Source organism: Chryseotalea sp. WA131a, from assembly GCA_025370075.1.
Taxonomy (GTDB): Bacteria; Bacteroidota; Bacteroidia; order Cytophagales; family Cyclobacteriaceae; genus ELB16-189.
On the sequence record CP073016.1, the window covers coordinates 2,637,649 to 2,653,221 of the forward strand.

Here is a 15,573-nt window from a genome sequence, read left to right on the forward strand (position 1 = left end):
ACGTTAACAAGCTAAATGGTTTAGTGGGTGAATCTTTGTAAAAGTTATACCTATGAAACGTTGCACGCCTCGTGCATGTGCGCTATGTCGCAAATCGATTTTAAGCAGCGACCTGATTTTGTTTATAACGACCGCGTGACTGATTTGGACAAGGCCATCAGCAGTCGCCACTTGCCCGTTGAGCATCTAATAAAATTGACAGCCGAATACGACAAAGAAAACAAAACCTACCGACAGCCTACGTTTGGAAATTCCTATTTCACGGAGTTCAAACAGCGTGGCACACCCTTGCATCTGGTCGTGAAAAACTACAGTAAGTGCTCGCTAGAGATACTGACGCTCCAACGAGATAGCATCCTTCATCACCTCGTAGACAAAAAAGTTTCACCGGGTATCATTAACTCGGCTGTGTACGATTGCATTCGTGAAAAGCAATTTCAGAATGCTGTACAATGGGCTCAGATACTCAATGTATACGCTACTGGAGAAAACAGCTTCATCGACACATTGGGAGAAGCGTACTTCCGCGCAGGCGATACCTTGGTGGCCAAATACTACAGTAACCTTTTGGCGCAACGCGATGCCAAAGCGTTTCCCGATGCATTGAAGACATGGGAGAAGAATAAGGCGAATGAAGATTGACAAGATTAACACTTTGTCCAAATGTCAATAAAATATTGTCGGGAAATAATCCCACTTTATGCATTAGAGAATTTCAATCATCGTATAAATTGATGAAAATGAGCACCTTGCAACAAGTTTTATTCCAAACCTTTCTAATGCTATGCATGGTGAACTAAGTTATTGATTCTGTTGAAGAAAAAAGCTATCAACAGAGTCTAATGCATAATTTGGATTAAATCAATTGCTCCGCAAATGGCCGCCCCGCTAATGATTGTCCATGAAATCCAGTCTTTAAATTCGTTTTTTTGATGAGTTAAGAACAGGAGGTGCAGCCCTAGGTGAATCACAAGGAAAATATCAAAGCCTCTGCGAAAAGCACCATCGCCCTGTGCGATTAGTATCCACACGAATAATGGAATATGCAAAACCATGAAGGCCAGAAACCCAGTGCTATTCTTGAGTAAGGACAGACCTGGAAAAATTCTCCATTCATGACAGCGCACCGCGTCCATCTCGTGGAGAAGGATAAATGAAATGCCAAGGTAAAATACAAAACTAGTCATAGGCTATTGCGAAAACTGTTTCAAGTGATGGTTGATGTGCTTATAAACAAGTCGGCCCCACTCTTTTTTGCGAATTGCTCCAAAGAATGGATGCGGCATGAGTTGGGATGCCGACTTCGTGCGAGCTAAGTAATCGAGCAATTCTTTCTTTTCGTTTTCAATATCTGTGACCGTGAAACTATTCATGTGCACATTCATTTCATTCGGTGTGTCCGTGCCCCTCGGCCAAGTAAAATTAGAGAAAGCAATCCACTTACCCAAAGCCGTGCGCATCATAAACGAACCTTGGGGCGCAGCCGTGATTTCACCCAATGCTATTTTCAATTGAGCTGTGCAATGCACCAGCATCTGTGGCAAATCCATCTTACCCCATTGGCGGATATTGGCTGTTGAGAGCAACTTCACCCGATTTACAATTTCTTCATAATCGGATGGTTTGTTGATGTTTTTCATTTTTTATGTTATTTCCATTATTTTTTCCATCATTTCTATACCATGTCATCCCTGCCGGTCCGGTCAGGCGGGCTTTCGGGATTCAATTTACTTGTCAATTGCCGAATGTCTACTCTATATTTTATACGACTGTCTCACCGCCCAAAAGAAAAATCGCTCAGGCACCAATCGCTTTAGTGGCAACAGCACATTGGCTGGATACGCAATCGGGTAGCGCATTTTGGTGGATGAATCGTTGGCTGCTTTGAAAATTACTTTGGCCACTGCCTCGGGCGAAGCGCCTTTTTCGCCCGCATCCATGCTAACAGCTTCGCACTTCTTTACAAACTCGTTGTAGTCGGTGGTATAATCCGGTTTCATAAACGCACGGCTTCTCCCATAGAATTCTGTTTTGATAGCACCCGGTTCAATCAATTTCAGTTTGATGTTGAACGGAGCGACTTCGTATTGCAATGATTCCGTAAAACCTTCTACCGCCCACTTGGTGCCATGATAAATGGAATACAGCGGAAACGCCACACGGCCACCTACACTCGCAATCTGCACAATGGTGCCGCCTTTCTGCGTGCGCATGATTTTCACTGCTTCGCGCGTTACGCGCATGAGTCCAAACACATTGGTGTCAAACTGCTTTTGAATGAACTCATCATCCATCGACTCAAACACGCCATCGGCCCCGAAGCCAGCGTTGTTTACTACTACATCGATTTTTGAAAAATCTTTTTGAATGTTTTTCAATGCTTGCTCAATGCTGGAAGTACTGGTCACATCCAATCCATATAGCTTTACATTTGGGAGTTTGTTCAACTCCGTTTCTTTTTCAGGCGATCGCACGGTGGCAGCCACGTTCCAACCTTGCTGTTGAAAATAAATGGCTGCAGCTTTGCCAATGCCAGACGAACTACCTGTGATGACGACTGTTTTCATAGTAAGGTAAATTTAGTAGGTGAATTTTGATTCATTTATCGGTTAAATTTTTTTATGCTTTAATGCTATTCCATGCCATCTGAAAAAGTTCTTCCTTTAGTGATGGCGTAATCTTCAGCGTTTGATCGTAGTGTAACTTCACCGTTTCGTTAATAGGGCCAAGCAGTTGACTGAGCAGCAATTCCACAGGCAATTTCTTCACCAAACCTTGCTTGATTCCGATCGATAAAAAATCCTCCAAGGGCTTTAGCAATTGGTCGCTTTGTTGTTTTGTCTTTTTCGTGAGATAACTGGTATGGGTAAACTGCTCGATAAACTGCATCCGCTCAGGCTCGGCCAAACTAATGGTTAGATAATTGAACCAAAGTTTTTTGAAGGCGTCCGAAAAAGAGTCGTTGGGATCGAATACCTCCAACATTTTAGCCGTTTTGCTTTTCTTCAAATGAAAATACAGTTCGTTGATAAGTACCTCTTTGTTTTTGAAGTATATATAGAGAGTGCCCGTGGCCAATTTGGCTGCTTTTGCCACATCAGCCATTTTCAACCCGTTAAAACCGGTTTTCAATACCAACCGCAAGGTTGCTTCGTAGATCGCTTCAATCTTATTCTCATCACGTGGTCGTGCCATGACGCAAATGTAAGTGAATAATTATTCATTTATATGATAAATATAATCATTTTAAACAAGTTAAGTCTGGTTATAAAAACGAGAGGCAGAGTCAAATTGAGCTTTTCCTATGTAGCTATTTCCTATTTGAGTAAGCCCGTAACCATACACTCCTTCTCAATAAAGACTAAGGTTTGGTTACATACCTAAAAAGACAGCCTCAGCAAATTAATTTAATTGTACTTACTCAGCATAGCTGTTTATAGATGCAATAGGTTTTGTCTATTTTTGGATTTATACAACGGAAATAATATTAAACAAAAAGGGATATTTATGTGGTAGTATGGTCTCTGGTGGCGGTACTTCGTCATGTTTTCCAATTGGTTATCTTTGATTTTTAAGTCCGAATGAAACACGCAATACTTGGGCTATTGACGTTGGTATTCCACCAAACAGCCTCTCAAATAGTGAACACTGGTACCATGGATACACTTGAAACCACCACCATAGGGCACTTGGCGGTTGGTGGGTACATGGATAGTTACTACGGATATAGTTTTAACAGACCTGCTTCAGGCACCATACCCTATTTCGTTTCTTCCAATCGGCCCGATGAAATGAACATCAATCTTGCTTACATCGATTTGCGCTACAAGGCAACTAATTTTCGCGCTCGGTTTGTGCCTGGTTACGGCACCTACATGAATGCCAACTATGCCAATGAAATAGGGACATTGAAAAATATTGTAGAGGCAACGGCTGGTATTCGCCTCTCAGGAAAACGAAATATTTGGGTAGATGTTGGAGTGTTCACCTCGCCCTATACCAACGAAAGCCCCATTTCAAAAGATCACCTTATGTACACCCGATCGTTCGCGCCAGAAAATGTTCCGTATTATTTGTCGGGTATTAAAGTTTCCGTTCCCGTCAATAAAAAATGGAATACCTATTTGTATTTGCTCAATGGCTGGCAGGTTATCCAAGACAATAACAAAAATAAATCCATTGGAACGCAAGTAGAATTTCGCCCTAACAATAAAATGCTTTTTAACTGGGACACCTACATCGGCAATAACAATACCACCCAAAATCCAGCATGGAGAATGCGGTACTTCACAGACCTCTATTGGATCTACAAAGCGAGTGAAAAATTTGACGCCACTTCTTGCGCTTATATCGGATTTCAAGAGCGAACAAATGCCAACACCTTAAATTGGTGGCAAGCTAATTTTATAGGACGGTATCACTTCACCAATTTAGTATCCCTTTCGGGAAGAGTTGAATACTACAGCGATGGTGGAATTCATCAATTTCCAATTACTGGCATTGGTAGCCTCAATACCTATAGCACTGGGCTTTGCTTGAATTACAAAGCCAACCACAATGCATTGCTTCGCATTGAAGGCCGGCACTTTTTCTCTTCCGATTTGGTCTATGAAGATGAAAAATCAAACCCAGTTAACACCAGTACATGGCTAGTAACAAGCCTCACGGCTTGGTTTTAATCTGCTGATTAAATAGTTGGAGAACCCCTTCTTTCAACGAGTAGGAAGAAACACGAATATTCTCGAATCGATGCCTTTTCAATACAAAATCTACTAAACAACACGCCACCACAATCATCTCCACCCGCAACTCAATCATGCCAGGTATTTGCATGCGCTCTGCTCGGTTTTTGATGAGCAGTTCTTCAAAGATTTCATCAAAAGCAATGAGCGAGAAAGGCATTTCGGCCTTTTGCTCTTGTAGAATATTGTTTTTATAACAATAGATTTCACTTAGGGTATCAAACGTTCCGGATGACCCAACCAACGTTTTTGGTCTATGCTGATGAAGCGCCAGCCAAAGGGGTGCAAGGCTTTGTTCTAAGTATAGATTTAATTTTTCGATTTCTTCTTTTAGAATCGGGTCATGCTTCTGAAATTTTTCCAGCAACCGTTGCCCACCTATCTCAAAACTCTGTTTCCAAAAAATCTCCTGATCGTTTCCAATAATGAATTCAACGCTGCCACCGCCAATGTCAACAATCAACGATTTTTGCACTCCCAATTTAACGGCCTCTCGCACACCACGATAAATGTATTCAGCCTCTTCTTCGCCCGAAATAATCTTTACCTCAATGCCCGTCTCTTGCTTAATTTTTTCAATCACCTCCGTGCGATTAGAGGCATTGCGCAACGCGCTGGTACCAAAAGCCCTCACCTGCTCAATACCCATTTCCTTGAGCGTTTGCCGATAACTTTGCAAAACGACAACCGAGCGCTGTATGGCCTCGAGCGTGATGATGGATTGGTTGATTCCGCCCGCCCCAATTTTTGCCGGTAGTTTCTCTTGATAGGTAATGGCATACTGATTTTCTTTCCACTCTGCAACTAGTAAGTGAAAGGTGTTTGTGCCTAAATCAATGATGGCGAGTTTCTCCATTACCATTCGGATATAACAATGCAATCTACAATTGCGATATTAACTATATTTCGGATCATTTAGTTTAGAAAAATATGGCCACCAAAAATACCAATCACCCTTTGCAAGATAAGTTCAATGAACTAAACCGTAAAAATGCTGAAGCTTTATTAGGTGGTGGCGAAAAAAGGATCGAACAACAACATGCCAAAGGAAAGCTTTCGGCTAGGGAACGTGTATTGCTTTTGTTGGACGAAGGTTCGTTTGAGGAATTAGGGAAATTTGTGATGCACCGAAGCAAAGATTTTGGCCTCGATAAAGAACATTACTTAGGCGATGGTGTAGTCACAGGCTATGGAACAATTCACCAAAGATTGGTGTATGTCTTCTCACAAGATTTCACCGTTTTTGGGGGGTCGCTTTCCGAGACGCACGCAGAAAAAATTGTAAAGGTGATGGACTTGGCAATGAAGAATGGTGCGCCTGTGATTGGGCTAAATGATTCGGGTGGAGCACGTATTCAAGAAGGGGTTGTTTCACTAGGCGGCTATGCCGATATTTTTTATCGAAACGTAATGGCCAGCGGGGTGGTGCCACAGATTTCTGCCATTATGGGGCCCTGCGCAGGCGGTGCGGTATACTCACCTGCCATGACGGATTTTATTTTTATGGTAGAGAATACTTCGTTTATGTTTGTGACCGGACCAAACGTGGTAAAGACCGTAACGCATGAAAACGTAACGGCTGAAGAATTAGGAGGAGCCACCACGCACAGTACCAAAAGTGGCGTTACTCATTTTGCTTGCCCTAATGAGGTGGAGTGCCTCCATCAAATCAAACAATTGTTTAGCTATATCCCACAAAATTGTGAAGACGATGCACCACGATTGCCTTACGAATTTGGGAACGAATTACGGCCAGCCCTTAACGATATCATTCCGGCCAATCCCAACCAACCCTATGACATGCGTGATGTCATTCATGGTGTGGTAGATGAAAACACATTTTTTGAAGTTCATAAAAATTTCGCAGAAAACATGGTGGTAGGCTTTGCCCGATTGGCGGGGAGAAGTATTGGCATTGTGGGCAATCAACCCGCATCATTGGCAGGCGTGTTGGATATTGACTCCAGCGTAAAGGCGGCACGATTCGTTCGCTTCTGTGATTCGTTCAACATTCCCTTGTTAGTATTGGAAGATGTGCCAGGCTTTCTTCCAGGCACTGATCAAGAATGGAATGCTATCATCACCAACGGAGCAAAATTGTTGTACGCCTTTAGTGAAGCCACCGTGCCCCGCGTAACGGTGATCACTCGCAAAGCTTATGGAGGAGCGTATGATGTGATGAACAGCAAACACATCGGTGCCGACATGAACTATGCTTGGCCCACAGCCGAGATTGCGGTGATGGGCGCAAAGGGTGCATCTGAAATCATTTTCAAAAAAGAAATTTCAGAAGCGGTCGATAAAGAAGCCAAGCTAACCGAGAAGGTGGATGAGTACACCAAAAAATTTGCAAATCCGTACCGAGCCGCCCACCGTGGTTATATTGATGAAGTGATTATGCCCGACCAAACTCGCGAGAAATTGATTCGGGCATTTCAAATGTTGGAAAACAAAGTGGCGGTGCTGCCGAAAAAGAAGCACGGGAATATTCCGTTGTAATTGCTCTCCCAACATGCGGGGAATAACCCTATAATATCCGCAAAATATGCGGAGATTAATTTGCTAATCTCCGCACGTGCTTTTATATTTACCGCATAATTTGCGGAGAATGTCTAAATACATTCATTTACTGAAGAACTGGCCTGAGTTTACTTGGGATCATGAAAAGCTGGTGCATCCACTTGCTACCGTGCGTCATCAGCAAGGTCGGTTGTTGGGCAAACTGGAAGGATTAGGTTTTCAATTGCAGTCCGAAGCATCGTTGGGCAATTTAATATTGGACGTAATGAAGTCGAGCGAGATAGAAGGCGAGGAGTTGCCAATGGATCAAGTGCGCTCCTCCATCGCACGAAAACTGGGCATGAAAGTGCCAGGCTTGGTCGTGGCTAGCAGAGATGTAGATGGTGTGGTTGAGATGATGCTCGATGCTACACAAAAGCATGCCAAGCCTCTAACCAAAGAACGCTTATTCGCTTGGCACGGAGCATTGTTCCCCACGGGCCGAAGCGGCTTGCACAAAATACAAGTTGCCGCTTGGCGCGATGCCGAAGGCGATCCCATGCAAGTGGTATCAGGCGCAATGGGCAAAGAGCGCGTACACTTTGAGGCACCCGAAGCCGCGCGACTGGAGCACGAGATGAATTTTTTTTTAAAGTGGTTTAATCAATCCGAAGAACTGGACTCCCTATTAAAAGCAGCCATCGCGCACTTGTGGTTCGTTACCATACATCCGTTCGATGATGGCAACGGCCGTATCGCTCGTGCCATAGCCGATATGCAACTCTCGCGCTCCGACCAATCGAGCCAGCGCTTCTACAGCATGTCGGCACAGATTCAACAAGAGCGTAAGATGTATTACGATTGTTTGGAGAAAACTCAACGCGGCACATTAGATATAACAGGTTGGTTGTTATGGTTCCTCAATTGCTTCGGGCGCGCGTTATCAGCCTCTACCAACAACGTGGCAAGCGTAATGAACAAGGCAACCTTTTGGGAGAAGAATCGCACCGTTGCCCTGAACGACCGCCAACGTAAGATGCTCAACAAACTCATGGACGGCTTGGAAGGCAAGCTCACCTCTTCCAAATGGGCGAAGATGACCAAAAGCTCGCCCGACACTGCTCTGCGCGACATACAGAATCTGATCGAAAAAGGTATGTTGGAAAAGGAGGAAGGCGGAGGTAGGAGTACGAGTTATAAAATCAAATATTTGGCATAGAACTCGAAACAAGCCAAATTTCTATAAATTTACCAATGAATTAAAAATTAGTCATGGACAAAAAAAGTAAAAAATTCCTCTTCGATTATTTGAACAATGCATCGCCCACAGGCTTTGAATCATCGGGCCAACAAATTTGGCTGGATTACTTAAAGCCCTACATCGATGATTATATGATAGACGTGTATGGCACGGCTGTGGGCATTGTCAACCCCAAAGCCAAATACAAAGTAGTGATTGAAGCCCATGCCGATGAAATCAGTTGGTTTGTAAACTACATCACCGATGACGGTTATATCTACGTGCGCAGAAACGGGGGCTCAGATCATCAGATCGCGCCAAGCATGCGCGTGAACATCCATACTGAAAAAGGATTGGTGAAAGGCGTGTTCGGCTGGCCGGCCATTCACGTGCGGGACGCAGGCAAAGAAGAAGCACCTAGTTTAAAAAACATCTTCATCGATATTGGCGCAGAGTCGAAGAAAGAAGTCGAGGCCATGGGCGTGCATGTAGGTTGTGTGGCCGTATTTGAAGACGAACTCATCGAACTCAATAAAAACTACTTGGTTGGCCGCGCGCTCGATAACCGGATGGGTGGCTACATGATTGCCGAAGTTACGCGTAGGCTGCATGAAACCAAAAAGAATCTGCCCTTTGGCTTATATATAGTCAACTCAGTGCAAGAAGAAATCGGATTGCGGGGTGCAGAGATGATTTCACGCAGAATCAAACCTGATTTGGCAATCTGTACAGACGTGACCCACGATACCCAATCGCCCATGTATAATAAAAAGGAGAGTGGCAATCTAAAATGTGGATTAGGCCCTGTAGTTTGCTATGGCCCTGCTGTACAGAACAATGTATTGAAAATGGTCATCGAAACAGCCCAAAAGAAAAAAATACCCTTCCAACGACAAGCCGTTAGCCGTTCGACAGGTACAGACACCGATTCATTTGCCTATTCGGCTGAAGGTGTTGCCTCTGCTTTGATCTCATTACCGCTTAAATACATGCACACTACCGTAGAGACAGTCCACAAAGAAGACGTGGAAAATGTAATTAACTTGATATATGAGGTTTTGATGCAGGTAAAACCAGGCCATGATTTTCGGTACATCAAATAAAAAACCATTAGAAATCGGTTCATTTTACCAATTGCATCGCAATTGGTAAAAATCAAAAAAACTTACATCTGATAGTTCTCTTTACAAGATAGCCCTTCCAGCAATCTGGAGGGGCTTACTTTTGCATTATCAAACTCGGAAAAAAAGCAACAATTATGAAACACAGTAAAAAAATCATTTTCGCAATACTGGTGGTATTATTTAAACTTACTACGATGAAAACTTTTGCGCAAGAGCGTCCTCTGCACGAAGTTTATTCTATGATGGTTTTCAACTTCTCTAAGTATGTTCAATGGCCTGACAATGGGAACACCGAATTTGTAATTGGTGTGATTGGAAATGAAGAGGTTTTCAAAACCTTGAACTCTTGGTATGCAGGTAAGCCAAAAGGCAATAAGAAGTTTGTGATCAAAAATTTCAAAAATTCTGCTGAAGTGCAAGATTGCCAGATCCTATACATCGACCGTAGCAAAAGCGGAGAATTTGAAACAGCCAATGCAAAGGTAAAAGGCAAGGGAACATTAGTAGTTACCGATCGGAATGGATTAGGCTCTAAAGGTAGTTGCATTAACTTTAAAACAGTTGAAGATAAGTTGAAATTCGAACTTAACCAGACAGCGATTGAAGTCTCAAACTTAAAGGTATCCAGTGCCCTTACTTCGATGGCAATTCTAATTTAATAGCATTTGCCCCTCCGATTTAACCCGGAGCAATTTTTGGTTTTTTTTTGTGAACAAAACTTTAAAGTTAATTTGCGTAGCATTAGAACGTTATATATAAAAAAATTTGTTTTCCTCGGATTGTTTGTTCTCGCAGCTCATGCAGGATTTTCTAAGCAGAAAAACCAATGTATGAAATCCATGCCCAAATGATTTACAACTTCTTAAAATACGTTCAATGGCCCAATGATGCCGAAGGGGGAGAATTTGTGTTGGGCGTAATTGGGGAGGATGATGTGTATACCATATTAAAAACCTTCTATGAAGGCAAGCCAAAAGGTTCTAAGAAGTTTGCAATCAAAAAACTCTCTTCACCAGATGAAGCAGCCTACTGCTCGGTTGTGTACATCGGCAAAAACAAAGGAAGTCAATTTGATGCGGTAAGAAACGCTGCTTCTGGCAAACCCATTTTAACGATTACCGACAGCGCTAACCTTGGGAAAAAAGGAAGCTGTATCAATTTTAAAGTAATTGACGGGAAGTTGAAGTTTGAGTTAAACCAAGCATCGATTACCGCTTCTACCCTGAAAGTAGCAAGCCAATTGAGCAGCATGGCCATTTTGCTGTAAGCTCATTAAGCTGTGTTAAAGCATTTTACTGACCAACTCAACCGAACCATTTCCATTTACTATCCGCCAAGGCGGATGGTTTCATTAGTGCCCAGTCAAACAGAATTGCTTTTTGATTTAGGTCTAGAGGAACAGATTGTTGGCATTACCAAATTTTGTATTCACCCTTTCGGTAAAGTAAAAACCAAAACCAAGGTTGGCGGTACCAAAAACTTTCGGGTGGATATCATCCAAGATTTAAAACCTGATTTGATTATTGGCAACAAAGAAGAAAATGATGAAGAAGGCATTCGCTTGCTCGAAAAGGATTTCCCCGTGTGGATGTCGGATATCGTAACATTGCCAGATGCCTTTCAAATGATTTCATCCGTTGGTGAACTTACTGGAACGGAAATGTCTGCCAGTGGATTAGTAAATAAAATCAAAGATTCTTTCGCCACCATTCGTAAAGCAGCAACTACGAAAGTGCTTTACTTGATTTGGAAGAACCCGTGGATGGCCGCAGGTGGTGATACCTTTATTCATTCCATGTTGATTGAAATCGGCTTTACCAACGCGCTTAACCAAAGTCGATACCCTGTCCTAACAGATGAGCAACTCAAACAACTTGACGCTGAAGCAATTTTTCTTTCTTCAGAACCCTATCCTTTTAAGCCCACTCATATAGCTAAATTAAAAGAACTGTTGCCAAATAGCAATATTCAATTGGTTGACGGGGAAATGTTTTCGTGGTATGGGAGTAGGCTGCTCAAAGCAGCACATTATTTTAACACATTAAAATTATAGTGGCATACTGCTTACTACCACCTGCCTACTTTTTTACGATCTCCTTCGCCTTTTCAATCGACTCATTGAATAAATCCTTCAACTTCTTTACCTTTTCCATCTCCGACTCTAAATACTCACGAGCCTTCTCTTGGTCGGCTGAGTCGGGGAGCGGATTGTATTTGTGCATCCAGTCCATCATCGAATCGTTGGCCGAATCCAATTGAGCGATTACCATATCCATCTGTTTCTTTTTGTCCTCAATTAGGTTGGGCGTGGCCGCGATTTTGTCTTGCACTTCTCTTTTCAACTTAGCAAGCTCATCCATTTTGTCCATCAATTTCATGTGATCTTCGTCAAGTTGATTTTCCAGCGCTTTGGTCGGGCTGTTTTCGTCAGAAGCCTCATGATTTTGGTGCTCGCTGTGGTTGCCACCTTTACCACAAGCGCCAAGTGTTAATAATAGAGCAATCGCTATTGTTTGAACTTTCATAAATCGTAACTTTTTAATGGTTTCCCAAAGGTAACTTTTTGTTTATCTCCATACAATCGACCAACTAACAGCGGTTAGCTTATCCCTTTTACGCATAAAAATCTAGGTTAATTGTTGGTGGTGTAATTTTTTTCCCTTTCCTTCGCTTTGCAATCAAATGAAAACAACACGATTTTACTTTAGCTTTTACTTTTATCAATCCCATGCGGGGCTTGGTCGAGTACAGCTTTGTTAACAGATAGACAAACGAAACTCCGAAAAGTCCCGATGAAAATCGGGACTTTTTTATTTTATTAGGCATCCTATACGTTCAAGGTGTAGGTTGCCTTTAACAGAAACAAATGGCCAAAAAGAAGAAACTAAAAATCGCGATACAAGGCATTGCCACCAGCTTTCATGAAGTGGCTGCACTTACTTATTTCAATTCTGCCGTTGAATCGGTAGAATGTTTGTCGTTTCATACACTATGCGAAACCTTGGCCAACAAAAAATCTGACTTTGCCGTGATGGCCATTGAAAACTCAATTGCTGGAAGCATTTTGCCTAACTATTTTCTTTTGCAAGATTATCGCTTCTCCATTGTAGGCGAAGTGTACTTGCCTATTCACATGCACTTGTTGGCACTGCCGGGTGTGAAGTTAAGCGATATCAAAACCATTGAATCGCACCCCATGGCCATACGGCAGTGCAGCGATTTTTTATTTCGATTGAAAAACGTTGACATCCGCGAAAGCGATGACACAGCCGTTTCGGCAAAGCGCGTGAAGGAGTTGAACCTCACACAAACAGCAGCCATTGCCAACGAACTGGCTGCCAAAAAATTTGGATTGCAGATTTTAGAGAAACGCATCGAAACGCATAAAAAGAATTTTACCCGGTTTTTGGTTTTAGCCCGTGGCACGGAAAAAGTAGCCGATAGCAACAAAGCATCGATTTGCTTTGAAGTTGCTAACGAAGTGGGCAGTTTGGCCGATGCACTCACCACCTTCAAGGACAATAAAATCAACCTGACCAAAATTCAATCAATACCAATTATCGGAAGGCCAAGTGAGTATTCGATACACGTAGATTTGGAATGGAAAAAACGTAAAGACTACGATGCGGCCATGCAAAAAGCGATGAGGCAAGTGAGGAACTTGAATATTTTGGGAGAGTATAAGAAAGGAACAATTAGTTGAGTAGGCAGTTGGCAGTAGGCAAGGTAGAGTTGACAATTGACAATGGGCAATGTCAAAAATTAAGGAAATCGAGAATTAGCAATTAATGCAAATGAAGAAACAAGTTTTTTTTACCAAGAGATAATTGGAAGGTGGATTCTAACTTCTAACTCCAAATTCGATAATCTTTTAAATAGATATGAGCACAGAAACACAAATTCACATTCAACCCGCCAACCGCATCAAAGAGGTGGAGGAATATTACTTCAGCAAAAAATTGGCAGAGGTGCGTGGGTTGGATTTACCTGAGTGGCGTGTAATTAACTTGGGCATTGGCAGCCCCGACCAAATGCCATCTAAAAATGCGATTGATGCGTTGACAGAGTCGGCCAATAATCCGGCAAACCACGGCTATCAAAACTACAAGGGCATTACGCAACTGCGAAAAGCAATTGCTGATTTTTACCATCGCATTTATGCAGTCAAGATTAATGCTGAAACAGAAATCCTTCCGCTGATGGGTTCTAAAGAAGGCATCATGCACATTATGATGGCATTTGTAAATGAAGGTGATGAGGTGCTGATACCGAATCCTGGTTACCCTACGTATGCATCGGTGGCAAAATTAGTAGGAGCAAAAGCCAGAACATATTCTTTGCACGAAGATTCGAATTGGGGAATTAATTTAGATGAATTAAGAAATTCAGATTTATCGAAGGTAAAAGTAATGTGGGTAAATTTTCCGCACATGCCCACTGGGCGCATTGCTTCAAAAAAAGAAATGCAAGAGTTGGTTGACTTGGCCCACGAAAACAATTTTTTGATTGTGAACGACAATCCGTACAGTTTGATTTTGAACGAGCAGCCGTTATCTATTTTAAGTTGTGATGGCGCAAACGAAGTAGCGCTGGAATTAAACTCATTGAGCAAATCGCACAACATGGCGGGGTGGCGCATTGGCTGGGTGGCGGGTAATGCACAATATGTGGACGCTGTGGTGCGGGTAAAGAGCAATATGGACTCTGGAATGTTCCTTGGGTTACAGCATGCGGCTGTGGAAGCATTGCAAAACGATGCAAGTTGGTTTCAACAACTAAACGAAGTGTATGCTAAAAGAAAAAAAGTAGCATGCCAAATTTTAGACGTCCTCGGTTGTAAGTATTCCGATAAGCAATCTGGGTTGTTTGTATGGGCGAAGGCACCAGATGCCATTGCTGATGTAGAAAAGTGGATTGATGAAATTTTGTACGGAACTCGTGTGTTCATTACACCGGGTTTTATTTTTGGGGATGCGGGAGAAAGATACATACGCATTTCACTGTGTGCCACAGCGGAGAAGTTAAACGAGGCACTTGAGAGAATTGAAATCTTTTTGCTGCAACACAAAATCGTACATTCTAAATCTAAAATCTAAAATGCGTTTAACAGTAGTAGGTTTAGGATTAATTGGTGGCTCCATAGCCATTGACCTTCGCAAAAAAGGGTTGACAACTTCTGTGGTAGGTGTCGATGCAAATCCCGCGAACAGCAAATTAGCAGTGGAGCTTGGATTGGTAGACAAAGTATCATCGTTGGAAGAAGCAGTAAAAAATGCAGACGTGGTGGTGGTGTCAATACCCGTCAACTCCATACATTCGTTTTTACCAGGTTTGCTTGATATCATCGAACCAAAAACAATTGTGATTGACACGGGCTCCACCAAAAATGCCATTTGCAAATCGGTGGCCACGCACCACAAACGAAACCAATGGGTGGCTGCACATCAAATTGCCGGAACAGAAAATTCTGGTCCATCGGCCGCTTTTGCAGGATTGTTCGCAGGCAAAACCAACATCATCTGCGAAAAGCAGAAGTCATCAGAAACTGCTTTGTTAAAAGCTCAAGAGATTTTTGATGCCCTAGGATTGAACACGATTTTTATGGAGCCCGAAGAGCACGACAAACATGTGGCTTACGTTTCGCACCTATCGCACGTTAGCTCATTTTTACTAGGACAAACTGTGCTCGACATAGAGAAAGATGAAAAGAATATATTTAATTTAGCAGGAAGTGGTTTTGCTTCAACCGTGCGTTTGGCGAAAAGTTCACCTGAAATGTGGGCTCCGATATTCGAACAAAATTCAGGATTTTTGAGTCAGGCATTGTCGGAATACATTATGCACTTGCAACGGTTTCACTATCACTTGATGAAGCACGATACAAAAGAATTACTGAGTACGATGAAGAAGGCAAATGAAATTAGAAGGATATTGAAATAGATACTGGATTCCGGATGCTGGTTGCCGT

Annotated in this window: 17 protein-coding genes; 11 read left to right on the forward strand and 6 right to left on the reverse strand. The window is 42.5% G+C overall.

Going from position 1 to position 15,573, the window contains the following annotated elements; translation table 11 throughout:
• The first annotated feature begins 27 nt into the window (after nucleotides 1-27).
• Nucleotides 28-642: a hypothetical protein gene (locus tag KA713_11855; GenBank protein ID UXE65186.1), complete on the forward strand. Its 615-nt coding sequence runs from the start codon at nucleotides 28-30 to the stop codon at nucleotides 640-642.
• A gap of 197 nt (nucleotides 643-839) precedes the next feature.
• Here KA713_11855 and KA713_11860 read toward each other — a convergent pair whose 3' ends face one another.
• From KA713_11860 to KA713_11875, 4 genes are all read right to left on the reverse strand, one after another.
• Nucleotides 840-1,187 (reverse strand): hypothetical protein, encoded by a 348-nt coding sequence (locus KA713_11860; protein ID UXE65187.1) that lies wholly within the window; start codon nucleotides 1,185-1,187, stop codon nucleotides 840-842.
• 3 nt (nucleotides 1,188-1,190) lie between these two features.
• Nucleotides 1,191-1,640, reverse strand: a complete 450-nt coding sequence (locus tag KA713_11865; GenBank protein UXE65188.1) for a DUF1569 domain-containing protein — start codon at nucleotides 1,638-1,640, stop codon at nucleotides 1,191-1,193.
• A gap of 114 nt (nucleotides 1,641-1,754) precedes the next feature.
• Nucleotides 1,755-2,567, reverse strand: a complete 813-nt coding sequence (locus KA713_11870; GenBank protein UXE65189.1) for an SDR family oxidoreductase — start codon at nucleotides 2,565-2,567, stop codon at nucleotides 1,755-1,757.
• Nucleotides 2,568-2,619: 52 nt separating this feature from the next.
• Entirely contained in the window at nucleotides 2,620-3,195 is a 576-nt protein-coding gene (locus tag KA713_11875) for a TetR/AcrR family transcriptional regulator (GenBank protein UXE65190.1), read from the reverse strand.
• Between the two features lie 461 nt (nucleotides 3,196-3,656).
• Between KA713_11875 and KA713_11880 the strand changes: the two genes are divergently transcribed.
• Nucleotides 3,657-4,679, forward strand: a complete 1,023-nt coding sequence (locus tag KA713_11880) for a porin (protein ID UXE69110.1) — start codon at nucleotides 3,657-3,659, stop codon at nucleotides 4,677-4,679.
• On the opposite strand, the gene KA713_11885 is transcribed toward KA713_11880, so the two are convergent.
• Nucleotides 4,663-5,604: an exopolyphosphatase gene (locus KA713_11885; protein ID UXE65191.1), complete on the reverse strand. Its 942-nt coding sequence runs from the start codon at nucleotides 5,602-5,604 to the stop codon at nucleotides 4,663-4,665. The genes KA713_11880 and KA713_11885 overlap by 17 nt on opposite strands.
• 68 nt (nucleotides 5,605-5,672) lie before the next feature.
• Here KA713_11885 and KA713_11890 point away from each other — a divergent pair, with 68 nt between their 5' ends.
• The 6 genes from KA713_11890 (at nucleotide 5,673) to KA713_11915 (ending at nucleotide 11,658) form a co-directional block, all read left to right on the forward strand.
• Nucleotides 5,673-7,241: an acyl-CoA carboxylase subunit beta gene (locus tag KA713_11890; protein ID UXE65192.1), complete on the forward strand. Its 1,569-nt coding sequence runs from the start codon at nucleotides 5,673-5,675 to the stop codon at nucleotides 7,239-7,241.
• A gap of 109 nt (nucleotides 7,242-7,350) precedes the next feature.
• Nucleotides 7,351-8,460, forward strand: coding sequence for a Fic family protein (locus tag KA713_11895; protein ID UXE65193.1), 1,110 nt, complete (start codon nucleotides 7,351-7,353; stop codon nucleotides 8,458-8,460).
• A 53-nt stretch (nucleotides 8,461-8,513) separates the two neighbouring features.
• The gene (locus tag KA713_11900; protein UXE65194.1) at nucleotides 8,514-9,584 is read left to right on the forward strand and encodes a M42 family metallopeptidase; all 1,071 of its coding nucleotides are present in this window, start codon (nucleotides 8,514-8,516) and stop codon (nucleotides 9,582-9,584) included.
• 155 nt (nucleotides 9,585-9,739) lie between these two features.
• Nucleotides 9,740-10,264 (forward strand): YfiR family protein, encoded by a 525-nt coding sequence (locus KA713_11905; GenBank protein ID UXE65195.1) that lies wholly within the window; start codon nucleotides 9,740-9,742, stop codon nucleotides 10,262-10,264.
• A gap of 167 nt (nucleotides 10,265-10,431) precedes the next feature.
• Nucleotides 10,432-10,872 carry a YfiR family protein gene (locus KA713_11910; protein UXE65196.1) on the forward strand — a complete coding sequence of 147 codons (441 nt, stop codon included), beginning with the start codon at nucleotides 10,432-10,434 and terminating at the stop codon, nucleotides 10,870-10,872.
• A gap of 75 nt (nucleotides 10,873-10,947) precedes the next feature.
• A complete protein-coding gene (locus KA713_11915; GenBank protein UXE69111.1) occupies nucleotides 10,948-11,658 on the forward strand; it encodes an ABC transporter substrate-binding protein in 711 nt (236 codons plus the stop codon).
• A 25-nt stretch (nucleotides 11,659-11,683) separates the two neighbouring features.
• Here KA713_11915 and KA713_11920 read toward each other — a convergent pair whose 3' ends face one another.
• Nucleotides 11,684-12,130: a hypothetical protein gene (locus tag KA713_11920; GenBank protein UXE65197.1), complete on the reverse strand. Its 447-nt coding sequence runs from the start codon at nucleotides 12,128-12,130 to the stop codon at nucleotides 11,684-11,686.
• Between the two features lie 341 nt (nucleotides 12,131-12,471).
• Here KA713_11920 and KA713_11925 point away from each other — a divergent pair, with 341 nt between their 5' ends.
• From KA713_11925 to KA713_11935, 3 genes are all read left to right on the forward strand, one after another.
• Nucleotides 12,472-13,308, forward strand: coding sequence for a prephenate dehydratase (locus KA713_11925; GenBank protein ID UXE65198.1), 837 nt, complete (start codon nucleotides 12,472-12,474; stop codon nucleotides 13,306-13,308).
• A 178-nt stretch (nucleotides 13,309-13,486) separates the two neighbouring features.
• The gene (locus KA713_11930) at nucleotides 13,487-14,701 is read left to right on the forward strand and encodes an aminotransferase class I/II-fold pyridoxal phosphate-dependent enzyme (protein ID UXE65199.1); all 1,215 of its coding nucleotides are present in this window, start codon (nucleotides 13,487-13,489) and stop codon (nucleotides 14,699-14,701) included.
• A gap of 1 nt (nucleotide 14,702) precedes the next feature.
• Nucleotides 14,703-15,545, forward strand: a complete 843-nt coding sequence (locus KA713_11935) for a prephenate dehydrogenase (protein UXE65200.1) — start codon at nucleotides 14,703-14,705, stop codon at nucleotides 15,543-15,545.
• The last annotated feature ends 28 nt before the right edge of the window (nucleotides 15,546-15,573 follow it).

Bases quoted from the DNA above. Each gene is read 5' to 3' on its own strand.
- KA713_11925 (UXE65198.1), top strand. From the start codon at position 12,472: ATGGCCAAAAAGAAGAAACTAAAAATCGCGATACAAGGCATTGCCACC.
- KA713_11870 (UXE65189.1), bottom strand. From the start codon at position 2,567: ATGAAAACAGTCGTCATCACAGGTAGTTCGTCTGGCATTGGCAAAGCT.
- KA713_11900 (UXE65194.1), top strand. From the start codon at position 8,514: ATGGACAAAAAAAGTAAAAAATTCCTCTTCGATTATTTGAACAATGCA.
- KA713_11920 (UXE65197.1), bottom strand. From the start codon at position 12,130: ATGAAAGTTCAAACAATAGCGATTGCTCTATTATTAACACTTGGCGCT.
- KA713_11930 (UXE65199.1), top strand. From the start codon at position 13,487: ATGAGCACAGAAACACAAATTCACATTCAACCCGCCAACCGCATCAAA.
- KA713_11875 (UXE65190.1), bottom strand. From the start codon at position 3,195: ATGGCACGACCACGTGATGAGAATAAGATTGAAGCGATCTACGAAGCA.
- KA713_11915 (UXE69111.1), top strand. From the start codon at position 10,948: ATGGTTTCATTAGTGCCCAGTCAAACAGAATTGCTTTTTGATTTAGGT.
- KA713_11860 (UXE65187.1), bottom strand. From the start codon at position 1,187: ATGACTAGTTTTGTATTTTACCTTGGCATTTCATTTATCCTTCTCCAC.
- KA713_11905 (UXE65195.1), top strand. From the start codon at position 9,740: ATGAAACACAGTAAAAAAATCATTTTCGCAATACTGGTGGTATTATTT.
- KA713_11885 (UXE65191.1), bottom strand. From the start codon at position 5,604: ATGGTAATGGAGAAACTCGCCATCATTGATTTAGGCACAAACACCTTT.
- KA713_11910 (UXE65196.1), top strand. From the start codon at position 10,432: ATGTATGAAATCCATGCCCAAATGATTTACAACTTCTTAAAATACGTT.
- KA713_11865 (UXE65188.1), bottom strand. From the start codon at position 1,640: ATGAAAAACATCAACAAACCATCCGATTATGAAGAAATTGTAAATCGG.
- KA713_11890 (UXE65192.1), top strand. From the start codon at position 5,673: ATGGCCACCAAAAATACCAATCACCCTTTGCAAGATAAGTTCAATGAA.
- KA713_11935 (UXE65200.1), top strand. From the start codon at position 14,703: ATGCGTTTAACAGTAGTAGGTTTAGGATTAATTGGTGGCTCCATAGCC.
- KA713_11895 (UXE65193.1), top strand. From the start codon at position 7,351: ATGTCTAAATACATTCATTTACTGAAGAACTGGCCTGAGTTTACTTGG.
- KA713_11880 (UXE69110.1), top strand. From the start codon at position 3,657: ATGGATACACTTGAAACCACCACCATAGGGCACTTGGCGGTTGGTGGG.